This is a genomic window from Acetobacteraceae bacterium (genome assembly GCA_004843345.1).
In the GTDB taxonomy this organism is placed as follows: domain Bacteria; phylum Pseudomonadota; class Alphaproteobacteria; order Acetobacterales; family Acetobacteraceae.
This window is the reverse complement of record CP039460.1, coordinates 321,657-337,370: the sequence shown is the minus strand read 5'-3', so window position 1 is coordinate 337,370 and position 15,714 is coordinate 321,657. Positions and strand designations below refer to the sequence as shown.

General features: G+C 39.3%; 20 protein-coding genes. 17 read left to right on the top strand and 3 right to left on the bottom strand.

Annotated features, from left to right (window positions below; genetic code table 11):
- From FAI40_01650 to FAI40_01630, 5 genes are all read left to right on the top strand, one after another.
- The gene (locus FAI40_01650) at window positions 1–198 is read left to right on the top strand and encodes a DUF2635 domain-containing protein (GenBank protein ID QCE34144.1); all 198 of its coding nucleotides are present in this window, start codon (window positions 1–3) and stop codon (window positions 196–198) included.
- Window positions 195–1,703 carry a phage tail protein gene (locus tag FAI40_01645; GenBank protein QCE34143.1) on the top strand — a complete coding sequence of 503 codons (1,509 nt, stop codon included), beginning with the start codon at window positions 195–197 and terminating at the stop codon, window positions 1,701–1,703. Before FAI40_01650 ends, FAI40_01645 begins: the two co-directional genes overlap by 4 nt.
- 17 nt (window positions 1,704–1,720) lie before the next feature.
- Complete coding sequence (locus tag FAI40_01640; GenBank protein ID QCE34142.1) at window positions 1,721–2,107, top strand: phage tail protein; 387 nt, start codon at window positions 1,721–1,723, stop codon at window positions 2,105–2,107.
- Entirely contained in the window at window positions 2,104–2,655 is a 552-nt protein-coding gene (locus FAI40_01635; GenBank protein QCE34141.1) for a phage tail assembly protein, read from the top strand. The genes FAI40_01640 and FAI40_01635 overlap by 4 nt, the downstream gene beginning before the upstream one ends.
- 114 nt (window positions 2,656–2,769) lie before the next feature.
- A complete protein-coding gene (locus FAI40_01630) occupies window positions 2,770–4,782 on the top strand; it encodes a phage tail tape measure protein (GenBank protein QCE34140.1) in 2,013 nt (670 codons plus the stop codon).
- Here the strand turns inward: FAI40_01630 and FAI40_01625 are convergent, their stop codons facing one another.
- From FAI40_01625 to FAI40_01615, 3 genes are all read right to left on the bottom strand, one after another.
- A complete protein-coding gene (locus FAI40_01625) occupies window positions 4,783–5,097 on the bottom strand; it encodes a hypothetical protein (GenBank protein ID QCE34139.1) in 315 nt (104 codons plus the stop codon).
- 78 nt (window positions 5,098–5,175) lie between these two features.
- Complete coding sequence (locus FAI40_01620; GenBank protein QCE34138.1) at window positions 5,176–5,703, bottom strand: hypothetical protein; 528 nt, start codon at window positions 5,701–5,703, stop codon at window positions 5,176–5,178.
- Between the two features lie 81 nt (window positions 5,704–5,784).
- Window positions 5,785–5,991 (bottom strand): hypothetical protein, encoded by a 207-nt coding sequence (locus FAI40_01615; GenBank protein ID QCE34137.1) that lies wholly within the window; start codon window positions 5,989–5,991, stop codon window positions 5,785–5,787.
- 80 nt (window positions 5,992–6,071) lie between these two features.
- Between FAI40_01615 and FAI40_01610 the strand changes: the two genes are divergently transcribed.
- The 12 genes from FAI40_01610 to FAI40_01555 all read left to right on the top strand — a co-directional run bounded on the left by FAI40_01610 (window position 6,072) and on the right by FAI40_01555 (window position 15,459).
- A complete protein-coding gene (locus FAI40_01610; GenBank protein QCE34136.1) occupies window positions 6,072–7,316 on the top strand; it encodes a hypothetical protein in 1,245 nt (414 codons plus the stop codon).
- Window positions 7,313–8,410: a hypothetical protein gene (locus tag FAI40_01605; GenBank protein QCE34135.1), complete on the top strand. Its 1,098-nt coding sequence runs from the start codon at window positions 7,313–7,315 to the stop codon at window positions 8,408–8,410. The genes FAI40_01610 and FAI40_01605 overlap by 4 nt, the downstream gene beginning before the upstream one ends.
- A gap of 119 nt (window positions 8,411–8,529) precedes the next feature.
- A complete protein-coding gene (locus FAI40_01600; GenBank protein QCE34134.1) occupies window positions 8,530–9,126 on the top strand; it encodes a hypothetical protein in 597 nt (198 codons plus the stop codon).
- On the top strand, window positions 9,123–9,653 hold the full coding sequence (locus FAI40_01595; protein ID QCE34133.1) for a hypothetical protein: 531 nt from the start codon (window positions 9,123–9,125) through the stop codon (window positions 9,651–9,653). Before FAI40_01600 ends, FAI40_01595 begins: the two co-directional genes overlap by 4 nt.
- Entirely contained in the window at window positions 9,653–10,768 is a 1,116-nt protein-coding gene (locus FAI40_01590; GenBank protein QCE34132.1) for a baseplate J/gp47 family protein, read from the top strand. Before FAI40_01595 ends, FAI40_01590 begins: the two co-directional genes overlap by 1 nt.
- On the top strand, window positions 10,768–11,355 hold the full coding sequence (locus tag FAI40_01585; protein ID QCE34131.1) for a DUF2313 domain-containing protein: 588 nt from the start codon (window positions 10,768–10,770) through the stop codon (window positions 11,353–11,355). The genes FAI40_01590 and FAI40_01585 overlap by 1 nt, the downstream gene beginning before the upstream one ends.
- A 60-nt stretch (window positions 11,356–11,415) precedes the next feature.
- Window positions 11,416–13,017: a hypothetical protein gene (locus FAI40_01580; GenBank protein QCE34130.1), complete on the top strand. Its 1,602-nt coding sequence runs from the start codon at window positions 11,416–11,418 to the stop codon at window positions 13,015–13,017.
- Window positions 13,018–13,596: a hypothetical protein gene (locus FAI40_01575; GenBank protein ID QCE34129.1), complete on the top strand. Its 579-nt coding sequence runs from the start codon at window positions 13,018–13,020 to the stop codon at window positions 13,594–13,596.
- A 14-nt stretch (window positions 13,597–13,610) separates the two neighbouring features.
- Entirely contained in the window at window positions 13,611–13,865 is a 255-nt protein-coding gene (locus FAI40_01570) for a hypothetical protein (GenBank protein QCE34128.1), read from the top strand.
- A 64-nt stretch (window positions 13,866–13,929) separates the two neighbouring features.
- Window positions 13,930–14,400, top strand: a complete 471-nt coding sequence (locus tag FAI40_01565) for a hypothetical protein (protein QCE34127.1) — start codon at window positions 13,930–13,932, stop codon at window positions 14,398–14,400.
- The gene (locus FAI40_01560; protein QCE34126.1) at window positions 14,393–15,109 is read left to right on the top strand and encodes a hypothetical protein; all 717 of its coding nucleotides are present in this window, start codon (window positions 14,393–14,395) and stop codon (window positions 15,107–15,109) included. Before FAI40_01565 ends, FAI40_01560 begins: the two co-directional genes overlap by 8 nt.
- A gap of 89 nt (window positions 15,110–15,198) precedes the next feature.
- Entirely contained in the window at window positions 15,199–15,459 is a 261-nt protein-coding gene (locus tag FAI40_01555) for a hypothetical protein (protein QCE34125.1), read from the top strand.
- Window positions 15,460–15,714 lie beyond the last annotated feature (255 nt).

The following is a 15,714-nucleotide window of genomic DNA, read 5'->3' as shown; positions in this document are numbered from 1 at the left end:
ATGAAACTTAAACCAGCACAGGGGAGAAAGGTTCTCCTTCCAGGTTCTAATCGGGAACTTTCGAAAGAAGGTGAAGAAATAGGCTGTCTAACAAATTTTTGGCGAAAACGTATTGCCGTCGGAGATGTTGAAAAGGTCGAAAACATTCTTCTAAAAGCATCTCCACAAATTGAACATAAAGAGGAACTAAAGAAATGACCTCATCTATTGTTATTCCAGGATATAACCCCGCGAACAGAGTTCCGGGGTTTTTCTTTGCCTTGGATAATTCCAGAGCCAATACAGCAACAGCTACGCGACGGGTTCTTTTAATTGGGCAATCTATTCAAAAAGAGAAAGCACAATCTTCTGGTTTTCCGCAGTCTGTTTTGGCAACCAGCATTTCAGATGCGGCTTCTGCTTATGGGCAGGGAAGCCAAATTGTTAGAATGCTTCAAGCCTATCGTGCCATTGATCCTCAAGGAGAAGCATGGATTTTAGCTGTTCCTGACGCTTCAGGCGCACAGGCTGCTACTGGAACGATTAAAATTCAAGGAACGGCGTCTAATGCAGGGACATTACCAATTTATATTGGAGATAGTGTTGTGCCTGTTGGTGTTTCTTTGAATGATACGGCTTCAGTGATTGCTAATAATCTTCTGGCAGCGATTGGCCAAAATAAAAATCTTCCAGTGAGTGCTTCCGTTGATGCTGCTTCTCAAGATGGTTCTGTGACGGTTCATTTTACGGCTTTGAACAGTGGTCTTTGTGGAAATGATATTGCCTTAAATGTTGCACTGCTTGGTACGGCTAACGGAGAAAGCATTCCAAATGGCATTGAGATCACGATCTCAAAAATGTCTGGTGGAACACAAAATCCTATTTTGGACAATGTATTGATTGGAGCTGGTTCTAGGACTTATGATTTAATTGGTCAGCCTTGGACGGATGAAACAAGTCTTTCTGCATTTGAGCAGTGGCTCAATAATATTTCAGGCCGTTGGATGCCTCAGAAACAATTATATGGCCAAGTTATTACAGCGGTTGCTGGGACATTTGGACAAGTTTTAGCGCTTCCGATTAAAAATGATCCACATATGTCTATTATGCCGATTTCGGATAGTCCGACAGATCCTATTAAGTGGATTGGATATTTGGTAGCTCAGGCTTCTGTTTCGATGAAAGAAAATCCAGCGCTTCCAATCAAAGATTTGGTTATTCCAGCATTGCCCCCTTCAAGCTTGGGCGTTTTTGATGATTTAACAGAAAAAAATCAGCTTCTTTATAGCGGATTGTCAACGTTCAAAGTGGGAGATGATGGGAGCGTTCTTATTGAACGCATCATTACAAACTATACAAAGAATGCGGATGGTTCTCCAGATAACAGCTATTTGGATATTGAACGGCTTTTGACCGCACAGGTCTGTTTGCAGGATTTGCGAGATTATCTTTCTTCTCTTTTTTCAAGAGTGATTTTACTTCAAAACGGTTCAAAAATTCCTGTGGGTGTTCCTGCGACAACACCAGACATTATCAAATCTTATATTGTCGCACGTTATTCTTATCAATGTGATCAATGCTGGGCTCAAAATTTGGAAGATTTTGAAGATGGATTGGTCGTTGAATACGCAGGTGAAGGCGTTGTTCGTACTGAACTGCCTTACCAATTTGCAGACCAGCTTTGGGTTATCGCTGGAAATTGTCAGTTTATTGCAGCTTCTTAAATTAAAGGAAAATTAAAATGGCAGGACCATATCGGGGTGCTCTCGCAGGCAGAGCAACGATTACAATTAACGGTGAAGTGTGGAATGCCGTTAGTGAGCTTACATATCAGCCTTCTGGCTATGTTAATGAAACTTTAAAAGGGCAAAGTGCTGTTGAAGGTTTCTCACAAATGCCACAGGAAGGATTTGTTTCTGTCCAATTGCGAGATCGATCTGACAAGAAAGTTTCAGATCTGCAAGGACAGAATGATTTAACTGTGGTTGCTGAATTAGCAAGTGGAAAAATTGTGACCTGTAAAAATGGATGGCATGTTGAGGTCATTAACGTTTCTACGCAGGAAGGCACTTTTGAATTTAAAGTCGAAAGTGGAAATGTCACGGAAAAACCGGTGAAAAACAGATGAAGATTTCTTTAGATAAACCTATCGGAGGTAAGTCCGAAATTAATCTTTCTGAGCCGACTTTTCATGCGGTGATGCAAATGGCAAGAGAGATCGGTTCAGACCGAACAGAAGAAGGGGCATATAAAGGGGATATTCTTCTTTTCTCTTTAGCTTCAGGTCTTTCAAAAGAAGATGTCGAAAAACTTCCAACATCGAAATTTGATGAAGGAATGAAATTTTTGAAATCTTTTGAAGAAAGCAAAATCGTTCGTAATCCAAAATCGGTGGAAGTCATAACGCTTGATAGCCCCATTGCGTCTTCAGAAGGGAATGATTTTCAGGAACTCAAATTGAGAGAACCAACAGTTCGTGAGCGAAGACGGCAAAAAGCTGCTTTGGGTGATGAAAGTACACCTGAAAGTTATCTTGAAGGTTGTCAGTCTCTCGTGATGGATGTTTCTGGTTGGCCTTTGGAAGTTGTGAGAGAAATTCCAATTTCTAAGTTTTGGGAGGCTGTGAATTATCTCGTGGCTTTTTTTCAGCTTGGTCAGGAGACTGGGAGCATTTAACAGCTCTCCTGAGCCAAGTTTTCCATTGGACTTTAAATGATTTTGAAAATTTAACGGGCTCACAGCAGATCTTTTTCTGCCATGAGGCTGAGAGAGTTTTAAAGGGTAGAAAAAATGGTCGATAAATCAATCTCGGTTGCGATCACGGCACAAGATAAATTTTCAGATGTCATTGCTAAATATCAAAAGGGCCTTTCAAAGCAGTCAAGAGAGACGAATAACTTCTCTCAAAAGCTGAAAGGCTCTTTTTTAGGTGCAGGGAATTCTTTGTCCAAGTTCCAAGGTTTAGCAAAAAGCTCCTTGGGAATGCTCACACGTTTTGCACCTGCTTTAGCACCTTTAGGGGCAGCTCTAAGTATTAAAGAAATGTCAGCTTCCACTTTAGAGTGGGGGAAGAATATTCGTCAGATGTCTGTTCAAAGTAAGGCGCTTGGCGTTCCTTTGAACAGATTAAACGCCTTATCAGAAGCTGCTGAAACGATGGGAGGATCTGGTGATAGTGTTAAGTCTGCTATTTCGGATATTTCCAATAAACAGTTTGATGCAATTCATGGTTTAAATCCTGAAGCTACTTTAATGTTTAAGCAGTTTGGGATTGGTATAGATGAATTAAAAACCAAACGGCCAGATGAGATTTTTGAAAAAATCTCGGCACGTCTTAGAGATATTAAAGATGAGAGTAAGCAAGCGACAGCAAGTCAAATTGTTTTTGGTGGAGCCGCTCAGGGGCTTCTGCCAACTCTTCAGAAATCCCAAGATTTTTACGATAAAGCTGTTCAAGCTTCAGAGAAAAACTTTGAGCTGACAAAAGGACAGCAGGATACTCTAACGGATCTTGCAGATACGGCGGATCAACTTAGTGCACAAACAAAGGCTATTGGGCTTCAAATGGCAACATGGGCAGCACCAGGCCTTAAAACTGCTTTGGATTGGATGTCTAAGCTTGAAAAGGCCAGTTCTCGTGCTTTTACAGATAAGAATGATGAGCATGTTTTAGGTGCTTCTTATCTGCCAAAATCCGTAACTTCTGCGATTATAGATGCCAGAAAACGTAATCGTATTCAGGAAGAAAAAGGAAAACAGGAGAGTACTGTTAATCCATGGAATGATATTAAATCTGGATTTATTCCAAAAGCCGGTGCGTGGCTTTGGAATGAAGGAACTTCTTTGTTGGCTGGTTCTGCGGAAGCTGCGACTATTCAGGGAAAAAAAGGGAATTCTTTAGAACAGAAAAGAACAGAGTTAGATCAAGGGGAAAAAGCTGTTCAAAAAGACAGAAAAAGTAAATCTTCTCATTTTGAAATTAAAAAAGGTGTAAAGAAAGCATCTCAGCAAGCGATAGGATTAGTTCAAAGTTTTCCAGCTGAGAAAACTCTTTATGAAAATAAAGTCAGTAATGCAGAGGAGACGAATAAATATAAAACTCCACAGGAAAATTTTAAAAAATTATTAGATAGAGGAGAAAAGCAAAATCAAATTGACGAAACCCCATATAGATCAGATGTTGATATTTTTCCGTCACATTTTAAAAATCAACAGAAAAATGCTCAGATTGGATTTAGGAATCCAAATGCAGTTAAGGTGTGGAATTCTTTAAAGTCTCATGGATATTCTGATATTGAGACTGCCGGTATGATGTCGTCATCTAGTGCTGAAAGTAATTTTAATCCTAAGATAGTAAATTCATCTGGAATGCAGGGTATCTTTCAGTGGAATAAAGCGAGACAGAAAGAGTTTGAATCTTTACATCATAAAAAAATTGTTGACGCACCTATTGAAGAGCAGGTGGATTTTGCAGATTATGAATTGAAACATCATCCATATTTAGGATTAAAACAGCTTCGCGAAGCTAAGACTGCAAAAGAAGCTGCGTATTTGTTTCCAAGAAGATTTGAACGCCCTGATAGTAATTGGGATGATCCAAAAGAAGCGAATACACGGTCTATGACAGGGGAGGATTGGTTAAATGCGGCTAGGGATCAACCTCAAGAGGTAAAACTCATTATCGATGTGAATCATAACAAATCGGGTGAGCCAGTGCTTTCTGTAAAGCCAGTTTCTTCATCTTTAAAAATTTCGAGTATTAAACAATTACAGGCAATGGCTCCTGGTACGGATGTCGTTTAGCTACCATTGAAAATTTTCACTTTTCGGATCTGAACATGGTAACCAGTGTTTTTCCGCATTGATCACGTCGTTTGGTCCCCAGCAAACGCTACGTTGTTCTTTTAAAATCGCATTGATTTTATCAAATTCTTTGCAGGCTTTTTTATCATGTTTTGTAGGCTTTTCTGATTGAATAGCAACAATGCAGTCTGAGGCTAAATCTAAGGCTTTTTTCTCCAATTGATCTGTCTGTAATTCTTCATAATTAAATGAAATAGCAGGAGAAGCTGCGCAAAGAAAAAATGATAGAGAAAGAAAAAATAGCTTTTTCATCATGAGAAAGTCCTAAATCAGTGCCATGGATGGGTCAAATATGTACACTTAAAAATGGAGGGAATGCTTTAAGAAGGATTTTTAGTCATTTATAAGAGCTTCCCAATATTTTACATCTGGAGCTGGAAAGTTTTTATCTTTCTTCCGATTTTCAATGAAAGAAGTTACGGCTTTTCCTAATTTTGAATCAGGTTTAGCAAGCGCCTCTTCAGTAATACCTTGTCCCAAAATTCCAGTTAAATTCGCATTATCACTTAGAAATTTCTCTGTTCTTTGAAACTTTATTTGATACTGATTTTCTGGCGTATCGTCTAAAATAATATCGGAGGATATGCTGCCATTTTTTTGTGTTTTTACAATATGGCAGTTTTTTAATTTTATCATTTTAGCTGGCCAGACATAGCCACCGTGAACTTCATAAGTGACTGGATCTCCTTTAGAGTTAAAATCGCCCATATGCAGTTGCTCTATGAGAGTTCCTTTTTTTACCAAGCTTCCACTCTCATCTTTAAAATCCTTGACGGCCACACCATTGCAAATTTCAGCCCAGGCATTGTGAGAAAGAGAAAAGGAAAAAGATGCGACGAGAAGAAAAATAATTTTTTTCATAATTTCAAGGTTCCTAAATGACCTAAGAAAATTTCATTATAGGTTTAGATTATGCCATTTTGGCATTAAATCAAGATAAAATTATAGATATTTTTCTTTTATTTGATTTATCTCAGATAGGAGAGACAGATATTTATAGGGAAGTGTTGGAATTTCTTGTTCATTTGAGAGCCAGCGTTGGTAGGTTCTTAGACCTATGCCCATATTTTTAGCAGCAGATGCACGTGATTTAAAACCAGCACTTTTTCGTTTTTCTTCTAACATTTCAGGTGTTATTGAGTTTTTCATTAAACATCATCCTTTTTATTTTTCTCTATTATAGAATGCCATAATGGCATTTTTATTCAAAATAAAAATTAGGAAATAGTATGTCTTTTCCAGTTTCACTCGTTGATGGTCTTCCTGGCCAATTTCTTGAATGTTCTTTCCGTGGCATTCCATTTGCCGTGACAAAAGGCTCTGGTACGAATGGTCGAAAAACGGCCGTTCATGAATATCCTATGAAAGATGGCGTTTGGGTTGAGGATCTGGGAAGAAAAGGAAGACAATTCCGGATTTCTGGATTTATGGTCGGAGCGCTTGGATATAGTCAGCGTGATTTATTATCCAGAGCGTGTGAGATACCAGGACCGGGATTGCTAGTTCATCCGTCCTTAGGCGCTATCCAAGCGGTTTGTGTAAATGGTTTGCAATGGTCAGAGAGAGAAGGCGTTTTTAATGTCATTGATCTCGAAATGGAGTTTGTTGAACAAAGCAATTTGTTTAATGTTATTCAGACAACAGCGGCTCATGCCACAATTGGAACACTGAGCGCTTCCACTTCTTTAATTTCTTCCAATGGTTTTATAGCTTCAGCAAATCCTTTAGCCGGCGGATCTGATGCGGTTATTTCTGCCGCTACGGCAACGGGTACTGCTTGGGCTGCACCTTTGGTTAATTTTTCAAAATCACCAACATTTGTTTCAAAAGCTCAAAGCTCTCAGTCCATTTCTGATTTTAGAGTGTCTTTAAATGATATTCTTTCAGAAATGGGGAGTGCTTTAAATGTGGAGGAAATTGCTTCTGCGATGTCCTCTTTACCAAGCGTTATTACTGGATCCGATTTTTCGGTTTCAGATAAGATGCAAATGCTTTTTCCATTATTTAATATTTTGGATGCTGCAGATGAAACGATGTCAGATAATCTTCCTGTAACCATTTCTGGCAAAAAACGAATGCTTTCTTCAATGGCTTCTTATCTGGGAGGATTTTTATCCATAGGGCCGCTATGTGAAGTCATTTCTCAATATAAGCCAGATAATTCATTGGATGCTTTGGGGCTTCTTCAAAAACTAAAAGTTATTTTTGAAACACTTGTGATTTTAGCACCGGATAGTTGGGAGGGTCTTTCTGAAAATCTCTTTAATTTGAGAGCTCAAACGGTCAATTATCTTTTAAACCAAGCCACCTCTTTGTCTGATATGATTGAAGTGGATGCACCATCTTCTTTGCCTTCTTTGGCTTTAGCTCAAATTTTATATGGCGATGGTAGCCGATCAAGTGAAATTGAAGCTGAAAATCAAACAGTACATCCTGCCTTTATGCCTTCTAATTTAACGGTAAAAGCACAATGAAGTTACCTGTAAATATCGTGTTATTCGTTTCTGGAAAGCAGATTTCTGGATGGGAACAGGCCAGTATCCACCTTGGGATTGATTTGATGCCTTGGGCAGCAAGCCTGCAGATTAGTTTCCCTGATTTATTAGGATACGAACAGGATTTTCCAGAGATTTATGAAGGAGATGATGCTGTCTTGCTTGTGAATGGATCAGTGCTGATTACAGGCAGATTGCTTCAAATTGAAGAAGAAATTTCCAGTGAGCAACATGTTTTTACATTTGAAATCGCCAGTAAAACCTTAGATTTAACAGATTGCTCAGCGGAAATTCCAAAAAATCAAATGAACTCAACGGATCTGTATCAAATTTCTAAACAGATTTGTGAGAATTTCAATATTCAAGTTTTAAAAGGGGAGGCATTACCCAGTCTTGATATTCAAGCTTATTCATCTGTTCTCACAGAAACGCCGTTTCAGATTATGGATAAACTTTGCAGGTTAGCTGGTATTCTCTTTGTGGATACACCGGAGGGAAATGTTCTTTTGACAAATGTGGGCCAAGAGAAAATGGGATCATCTTTAGTTTTAGGTGGTAATGTTGAAAAATTGCGTCGCAAACGCTCTATTTCAGGGCGTTATCATGAAATACGTGCCATTGTGAATAATGAAGTTATTTTAAACGTGCCTCCCTCTGAGAACAAAAATTATGTCTCTCAAATTGAGAGTTTAACTTTGTGTACGCCAGCAATAGATGAGGGAGTGCCAGCGACGCGTAAATTGCTTGTTCCAGTTGAAACGAATGATCCAGATTTTAAAGTTACGCAGAAAAGAGTTGATTGGGAAATATCAAGGAGGTTTGGTCGTTCCTGTGCGTCAACTGTCACTGTTGATAGCTGGTTAGATGATTTTGGAAGTCCATGGCTTCCAAATAAGTTGGTGGCTTTACAAACGAAAATTTCAACAGAAGAGTATTTAATTGTGGAAGTGGAATTTACGAAAGATCTCCAAGGAACAAGAGCTAATTTAACACTTATGCCGAAAGAAGCTTTTATTCCGCAGCCTATGATTAATCCGCTTTATAATTCAAAATTAACGCAAGCTTTGATGTAAAACGGCTTTTATTCGTTTGACAAAATACCAACTTTTTAATAGATTTTTTCTATCATAAGACATTTATATCAAGACCGCTCTTTTCTTTGAATGGAGCGGTTTTTTTATGGAAAAATAAAATGCCATTAGATGCTATCACACGATTAGGACGACGTTTTTTAATGTCGATTGGGGTCGCACGTCTAACAAATGATAGCGATTTTTCAGGAACAACTCAGAAAATTCAAGCTGTATTTCAGAATCAAGGAAATGGCGTTCTTGTTAGAGAAGGCATTCAGCTGGTTCAACAATATGGATTTGCTTCAAGGCCTGTCGCTGGGTCAGATATTATTGTTTTATTTCTTGGTGGGAATCACTCTTCTGCCGTTGGGATTGCAACGCAAGATCAGCGAAATGTGCCAAATGATATTAAACCAGGGGAAGTTTGTCTTTATCATCCTCAAACAAAATCTAGAGTTTATCTTCAGGAAAACGGAGATATGCGCATAAAGCCAAAAAATGGTCAAAAAATTATTTTGGATGGTGAGACAGAATGCACAGGGAAATTTACAGCAGATAAAGAAATGGACGTGAAAGGGAACGTCACCGCTGAAAAAGAAATTCAATCAAAGGGCAAAATAAGTTCAGAGGAAGATGTTGTGGTTGGGAGCGTCTCCCTTTCAAAACATAAGCATCCAACAAGTGCGCCTGGGGCACCGACAGGAGAGCCCGTATGAGCAGTTCGCTTTTACCTGTTCCAAAAGATTTGGCGATCACATGGTCGAATGCCTCAATGTCAGGGGATATTTCAACGGATTTGTTGAATAGGGATTTCCTTTTAGAAAATCCGCTTCTTTCTTGTGTCATGGTTTCTCTTTTTTCTGACCGTATTGCTCCAGATATTTTAAATTCTGCAGAAAAAAGCATTGGAATTTCACCATCTGGAAATGCGGCGAATGCCTTCCAAAAGCCACGAAAAGGTTGGTGGGCAGATAGTTTAGGAACAGATCAAATTGGATCGCGCCTTTGGCAACTTCAGAGAATTTTAAAGGCCAATAAATCTTCTGTTCTGCTTGAAGTGCAGGCCGTTGTTTATGAAGCGTTGATGTGGATGATTGATAAAGGCGTTGCGCAGAGCATTAATGTTGTTGCGGGTTGGGTGGCTGGAAATACTGATGCTGTTTCTTTTTCTGTTTCTATAGAACAGCCTCGGACTTCAGGAGCCGATAATTTTACGTTTCAATTAGCCTGGAATAATTTGTAATGCCTTACCAAAGACCGACTTTAGTCCAAATCCGAGATCAGATTGTTTCTAATATTCAGGCGGGAAATATTCCCGCCTTTTTAAATGTGATGTTTAAATCTGTCGTTTGGGTTTTTGCCAATGTGTGGGCAGGAATGTTTCATCTGCAATATGGCTTTTTAAGTTGGATTGCAAAGCAGTCTGTTCCCTGGACTGCAACAGGTGTGTATTTGGAAGCTTGGGCTTCTTTTAAAAATGTCAATCGGAAAACAGCGACACAATCTTCTGGAATGGTGACATTTCAAGGGATTTCGAGAGCGTCCATTCCTGCAAAGACTTTAATTATTTTATCAGGTGGTATTTCAGTTGAGAGTACAGAAGATGTGCAAGAGGTAAATGGGCAGATTATTGTTCCAGCTGTTTCTCAAGTGACTGGAAAAGATCAAAATGTTCCTATTGGCACTTTGGGAGATCTTTCAAGCCCAATAGCTGGAATTCAAATGACAGGTGTCGTGAGTGAGCCTTTTGTGGGGGGAGCTGATTTAGAAGATGATGCCTCTCTCAGAGAAAGGATGCTTCAAGCTTTTCAAGAAGGTGGAGAGAATGGACGTGAAGAAGATTATGAAAAATGGGCTCTTTCTGTTTCTGGTGTAACAAGAGCCTGGTGTTACCGTTCAAATTATATGGACGGGAACATGGTCATGGTTTTGTTTATGTGTGATCAAGCAAATGCTTCTAACGGTGGGTATCCTATTGGCACAAATGGCTCAGCCACAGAAGAAAATCGTTATGATACTGCATCTGGGGATCAGCTAAGGGTAGCTGAATATATTTATACAAGGCGTCCTGTCACTGCATTGGTTTGCTGCTCTTCACCAAATAAACAGCCAATAGATTTTGTCATTGGGGGGCTAGGAAAAAATAATACGCCTGAAAATCAGCAAAAAATAAAAGATGTTTTGCAGGATATGTTTGTTCAGGTTTCAGAACCAGGGGGAACAATTTCTCCTGCTGCGTGGCAAGCCAATCTTTTGTCTTTAAATATACCAGATGTTTTTGTTATTTCGCCAACGGCACCTATTTTGGCAAATGGATCTGCCTTTATGCCAGATCTTGGGAATGTGAGCTTTCAATAATGAATTATACAGCCGAAGATTTTATAAAAGCGATCATGGCGCTTTTCCCATCAGGGCCTATTTGGAATAGAAGCAAGGGATCTTTTCTTTATAAATTGCACTTTATTTTAGCAATCTCTTTTAGCAAGAATGCGAATGATGCTTTTGACCTATTAAGAGATGCGTTTCCATCATCATCTGTTTTTCTTTTACCAGAATGGGAAAAAACGCTTGGCCTACCGAATAAGTGTTTTGGAGACAAACAATCGCTTCAACAAAGGAGAGCTTCTGTTATTTCAAGGCTTACAAATAATGGTGGTTCATCTGTCCAATATTATACGGATTTAGCAAAAAGTTTAGGTTTTGAGATTTCTATTGAAGAATTTTCATCTGCAAAAGCGGGACGTTTAAAGGCAGGGAAGCCTTGTTGGGGGAAGATTTGGAATAATGTATGGCGTATTACAATTTCCAAGATTTCATACCAGTATTTTAAAGCTGGGACATCTAAATCAGGAGACCCTATTAGGACATGGCAGTTAAGTGCATTGCCTTGTCTTCTCAGTTCAATTGTTCCAGTGAACACTATTCTCATTTTTAGAGAAATATAAAACCAGTAAAAAGAATGATTTTTTGCCGCTTTAAAGCGGCTTTTTTTATGGGAATTTTTTATGCAGAGAATTTCATCGCAAGGTAGTGTTGCAACACTGCCAAATGAGCCAGATAATGGAAAGCCAGGATATTTTACAAATGGTAATCCTTACGCAGGAAATGGCGGATTAGATGCAACAGATGTTACAGCAGCTTGGTTGAATAGCGTCCAAGAAGAGCTTTGTAACATTGTTACCATAATGGGAGATCAGTTGGATCCCGAAAGGAATGACCAGGCTGTAACAGCTATTAAAAAATATATTAGCGATTATGCTCAATCAAAGGGATTTTATCCGTATACCAACGATCCTTCGAAACCTGCAGATGAGACGGGAAATACGGGTGTTGATTGGCTTGGTTTGCGCATATACAACGGTGTTCTTCACGTTGTTGTTAAGGCAGGAGCGGGTGCTAATAAGGCAGTTTTTATTCTTCCATCATTTGATGATTTAAAAGACTATCAGGAAAAAGGTTTTTATGTCGGGACATATGATCCTTCTCTTCAGCCTGATCAAAACGGCAGTGTTGGTGCAGGCTGGTTTGGAATAAATAAAAAAGATTCTATCGTTAGACTTTTAGCAAAAGATGGTGCAGGAGATACCTACACTGCAGCTAGTGTTGAGGATTTAGGGAATTACCAAGAAAAAGGAAGTTATGTAAAAACTAACGCGGATCTAACAAAACCAGATAAAAATGGAAATGTAGGCGCTGGTTGGTTTGGATTAAGTAAGAATGGTGCAGGTGCTCGTCTTCTTGCAACGGATGATGCTGGTGATGTGATTGTTGCGGCAAGCTTAGTTGATTTAAATAATTATCAGCTGAAGGGTTTTTATGTCGGTACATACGATCCTTCTCTTCAGCCAGATCAAAACGGCAGCGTTGGTGCACGCTGGTTTGGAATAAACAAAAAAGAGAAAATTGTCAGGCTTTTAGCAAAAGATGGTGCAGGAGATACCTACACTGCTGCTAGTGTTGAGGATTTGGATAATTACCAGCAAAAAGGGAACTATCCGCCAACACTTGACCCAAGTCTTGCTGCAGATAAAAGCGGTAATCTTGGCTTAACGCTTATTTGTCTAAATACAAACAAAGAAAATCCGCAACTTGTCGTTAATACAGGCAGTGGTGATGGCAATAAAACTTATGCCTTTCCTTCTTTTAAAGATCTAAGCAACTATCAGCCTGCAGGTAATTATGTTCCCACAAATCCTCCTGATGCGCCTGCTGATGAAAGCGGAAATTTAGGATTGGGCTGGTTTGGTTTCCATACCGTAAATGGGAAAACAAACCTTCTCGCCGCTGGTGGAAGTGGTTCTGGAAATTTAGTTGAAACTATTCCGTCTTTTGATGATTTATCTTCGTACGCAAAACTTGCTGATGGTATTAAAAATAAGCGGATAGAGTCTGGAAACAGTCCGAAGAGTGTTGGCGCAAATGGGGGAACATGGATTGCCTTTTCCCAAGCCTTTGGAAGCGCTCCTATCGTCGTGGCAACGGAATTAAATAATACAAGTGATCCCACGGGGACACTGAATATTTGGGGTATAACGACCGCTGGATTTTATATTGACAGTGCTAATGCCTCTAAATCCTTTAACTGGATTGCAATAGGAGATCAATAAATGACTGAGAATGCACAAAAGCAAGCTAATTCATCGCCAAAAGTAACGGTTATTCCAGATTTGAGTGAGTACAAATATTTTGCAGAACCTATAAATACAGATACCGCTGGAAGTTCTTTTCTGCTGCCTTGGTGCAAGATGGTTAAGGATAAAAACGGCAATCCTGTTTCAGTTCCTGATACTTATAAACCTATTCCTGTGAGCAATCAGGATGAGCTGCAAGCCTTTATGAATAAAGCGCCTTATTTTGATAAAGATGGTGCTTTGCAATATGGCTATGCACCGCCGAAGCCAAATGCGCAGGAGCAAGCAAAAGTTATTTATATGCAACTCAAAGAGAGCGCCGTAAATGGCTTACCTGTTGGTGCATCACCGTCACCAGAAGCTGTTTCTTACGCAAAAGATTTGCAGAATATTATCAATCCTCCAGTCCAAAAAACAACTGAGGCTTTTGTTCTAGCGACTACAAGCTCTGAAACGAAATCAGAAAGCCCCCCAGTTGCTAACGAAGTAACTTTGCCAAAACCACCATTTTCATTGAATTTACTGAATGATTTTAGTTCGGGTTGGTGGGTTTAAGAAGGAGAGAAAAAATGTCTGCAGACGAAATTGCAATTCTGAGAGCACAAATGGAAGCGAACAGACAAGAAACAAGTGAACGTATTGACCGTGTTTGTGAAAATCAACGCCGATTTGAACAAAAGGTGGATGAGCTTCTGGGGCTTGGAAAAGGCTTAAAGCGCTTCATTATGTATGCTGGCGCTCTGGCAGGTACGATCGGTGGATCATTTTTTGCTTATGTGCCTCAGATTATTAAGTTCTTGGATCATGTTTTGAACGCAGTTTAATCGCAGTTTTAATAACGTGTTAATTTTTCGCTCTCATTTTGAGGGCTTTTTTTATGGAGATTTTATGACTGGATTAAATTTACATCAGTTTAAAAATCTTGTGGTTCGTCCAGCTTTGGAAAGTCTGAAAATCGGTGGCTTGGCTGCTGTTAATCTTGTTACAGGGACAGCACTTGCTGAGAGTGGGTTGGTTTATTTAACGCAAATGGATGACGGTCCAGCCTTGGGACTATTTCAGATGGAGAGTAAAACGCATGATGATATTTGGAAGAATTTCTTACCAAATAAGTTAAAGCTAAAAGCAAATCTTCAAGGAATGGTCAATTCATTGCAGCCAGATGCCCGAATGATGATTGGCCATTTAGCTTATGCCAGTGCCATGTGTCGTATTGAATATATGAGAACTTCTCAGAGATTGCCTGTGGCAGATGATGCGATTGCGATGGCCCATTACCACAGGTCTCATTACAATATTTCGGGAAAAGCGGATCCTCAAAAAAATACACCACTTTTTCGCGCTGCAATCAATGCTTAGTCGGTTTGTACATTACCTCTGTCAGCGGACAACATGGCTTGGTTTAATCTTTATTTGTCTGTCTTTTTCCGGTGTTTATCTAGGCGTTTTAGATGAAGGTGCAGCAGGCGTTCTTATAACATTTTCTCTTGGAATGCTTATTCCTGAAAACTGGCCAATGGCAAGAAAGGTTGTGAATTTTATCGCACCCATCTTGGTTCACCAAATTGGAAATCACGCAATTTTAAAAGCCTCTCATCCTAAAATAGGTGATTGGAAAAATAAGAAGAATTTTAAGAAGGACGCTTTAAGCGTCTTTTTTAATAGCTGCACTGGCCAGCCTGAAAAGTTCAGAGAGCCAGACCAAACTTTTAAAAAGGAAAAGATCATGGAAGATAAAAATACAGAAAACACTGATTTGCTTGAAGTAACAGATAATGTTGCTCAAGAGGAAACGAACCCATCCAATGCTTCTGTCGCGGATGTCTTCAATCAGCTTGAAGAAGCCATTTATGAGGCTGAGGGAGAAAAATTGTCTGATGCACAGAAAGCAAGGATTAAACTTTATGGCAGCGTTTCTTCTGCTATCGTTTCTAGCCTTCTAGGTGTCGTTGGTGGAAAATTTGATGTTCAGGGGCTTTTGAATGGCATTTCTGACATTGAAAAAGGGGTGCTGTTGCAAGAACAGGGTTTTTTCACTCTGAAGGCCGCATTTAAAAAAGCTGCCTAAATCTTAATAAATGAACAATCCGGAATTTCCGGAGAGTTGAAATGAGCCTGTAAGAATTTTTTACAGGCTTTTTTTATAGGAAAATCAAAATGAAAATATTTTCTTCAATTTTAAAAATGAAGCGTGCGATCTCATTGTTTTCTATTCCTGTGGCTGCACTGTGTTTGAGTTTGGGAGCTTGTACGACAAGTTCAGATGTTTCTGGTTCTGGAAATACCAGTACCTTTTCAAACCGCCAAGGTGTTGATGCGAATGGCAATCAAATTCCAGTTGGTGTTCTCGGTGGTGCACCTTCTGCAAATCAGCCAGCTAGTGTCGCTCAGTCGGGCATTAGTAAAACAAACGGTTGATATGCGGGTGTTACTTCTCATTTTTGTTGTCGTTGTTTTATGCCAATGTACTAATGCCAGAACGTCAGGGAATGGCAATATGTCATTTATGACAAATCAACAAGGCGTTATCACATACTATAATAGCTATGGAATGAATGAAGAAGAAACGCAACGTTTAAAAGAATATGATGAGCGCAGAATGGAAGCGCTCATCATTGCAAAGGAACGTGTATCTCAGAAAAACTACTAAAGAGAATTTATTATTTCTGGCTC

Excerpts from the sequence above, each read along its gene's own strand:
- FAI40_01650 (QCE34144.1), top strand. The coding sequence starts at position 1 with ATGAAACTTAAACCAGCACAGGGGAGAAAGGTTCTCCTTCCAGGTTCT.
- FAI40_01645 (QCE34143.1), top strand. The coding sequence starts at position 195 with ATGACCTCATCTATTGTTATTCCAGGATATAACCCCGCGAACAGAGTT.
- FAI40_01640 (QCE34142.1), top strand. The coding sequence starts at position 1,721 with ATGGCAGGACCATATCGGGGTGCTCTCGCAGGCAGAGCAACGATTACA.
- FAI40_01635 (QCE34141.1), top strand. The coding sequence starts at position 2,104 with ATGAAGATTTCTTTAGATAAACCTATCGGAGGTAAGTCCGAAATTAAT.
- FAI40_01630 (QCE34140.1), top strand. The coding sequence starts at position 2,770 with ATGGTCGATAAATCAATCTCGGTTGCGATCACGGCACAAGATAAATTT.
- FAI40_01625 (QCE34139.1), bottom strand. The coding sequence starts at position 5,097 with ATGATGAAAAAGCTATTTTTTCTTTCTCTATCATTTTTTCTTTGCGCA.
- FAI40_01620 (QCE34138.1), bottom strand. The coding sequence starts at position 5,703 with ATGAAAAAAATTATTTTTCTTCTCGTCGCATCTTTTTCCTTTTCTCTT.
- FAI40_01615 (QCE34137.1), bottom strand. The coding sequence starts at position 5,991 with ATGAAAAACTCAATAACACCTGAAATGTTAGAAGAAAAACGAAAAAGT.
- FAI40_01610 (QCE34136.1), top strand. The coding sequence starts at position 6,072 with ATGTCTTTTCCAGTTTCACTCGTTGATGGTCTTCCTGGCCAATTTCTT.
- FAI40_01605 (QCE34135.1), top strand. The coding sequence starts at position 7,313 with ATGAAGTTACCTGTAAATATCGTGTTATTCGTTTCTGGAAAGCAGATT.
- FAI40_01600 (QCE34134.1), top strand. The coding sequence starts at position 8,530 with ATGCCATTAGATGCTATCACACGATTAGGACGACGTTTTTTAATGTCG.
- FAI40_01595 (QCE34133.1), top strand. The coding sequence starts at position 9,123 with ATGAGCAGTTCGCTTTTACCTGTTCCAAAAGATTTGGCGATCACATGG.
- FAI40_01590 (QCE34132.1), top strand. The coding sequence starts at position 9,653 with ATGCCTTACCAAAGACCGACTTTAGTCCAAATCCGAGATCAGATTGTT.
- FAI40_01585 (QCE34131.1), top strand. The coding sequence starts at position 10,768 with ATGAATTATACAGCCGAAGATTTTATAAAAGCGATCATGGCGCTTTTC.
- FAI40_01580 (QCE34130.1), top strand. The coding sequence starts at position 11,416 with ATGCAGAGAATTTCATCGCAAGGTAGTGTTGCAACACTGCCAAATGAG.
- FAI40_01575 (QCE34129.1), top strand. The coding sequence starts at position 13,018 with ATGACTGAGAATGCACAAAAGCAAGCTAATTCATCGCCAAAAGTAACG.
- FAI40_01570 (QCE34128.1), top strand. The coding sequence starts at position 13,611 with ATGTCTGCAGACGAAATTGCAATTCTGAGAGCACAAATGGAAGCGAAC.
- FAI40_01565 (QCE34127.1), top strand. The coding sequence starts at position 13,930 with ATGACTGGATTAAATTTACATCAGTTTAAAAATCTTGTGGTTCGTCCA.
- FAI40_01560 (QCE34126.1), top strand. The coding sequence starts at position 14,393 with ATGCTTAGTCGGTTTGTACATTACCTCTGTCAGCGGACAACATGGCTT.
- FAI40_01555 (QCE34125.1), top strand. The coding sequence starts at position 15,199 with ATGAAAATATTTTCTTCAATTTTAAAAATGAAGCGTGCGATCTCATTG.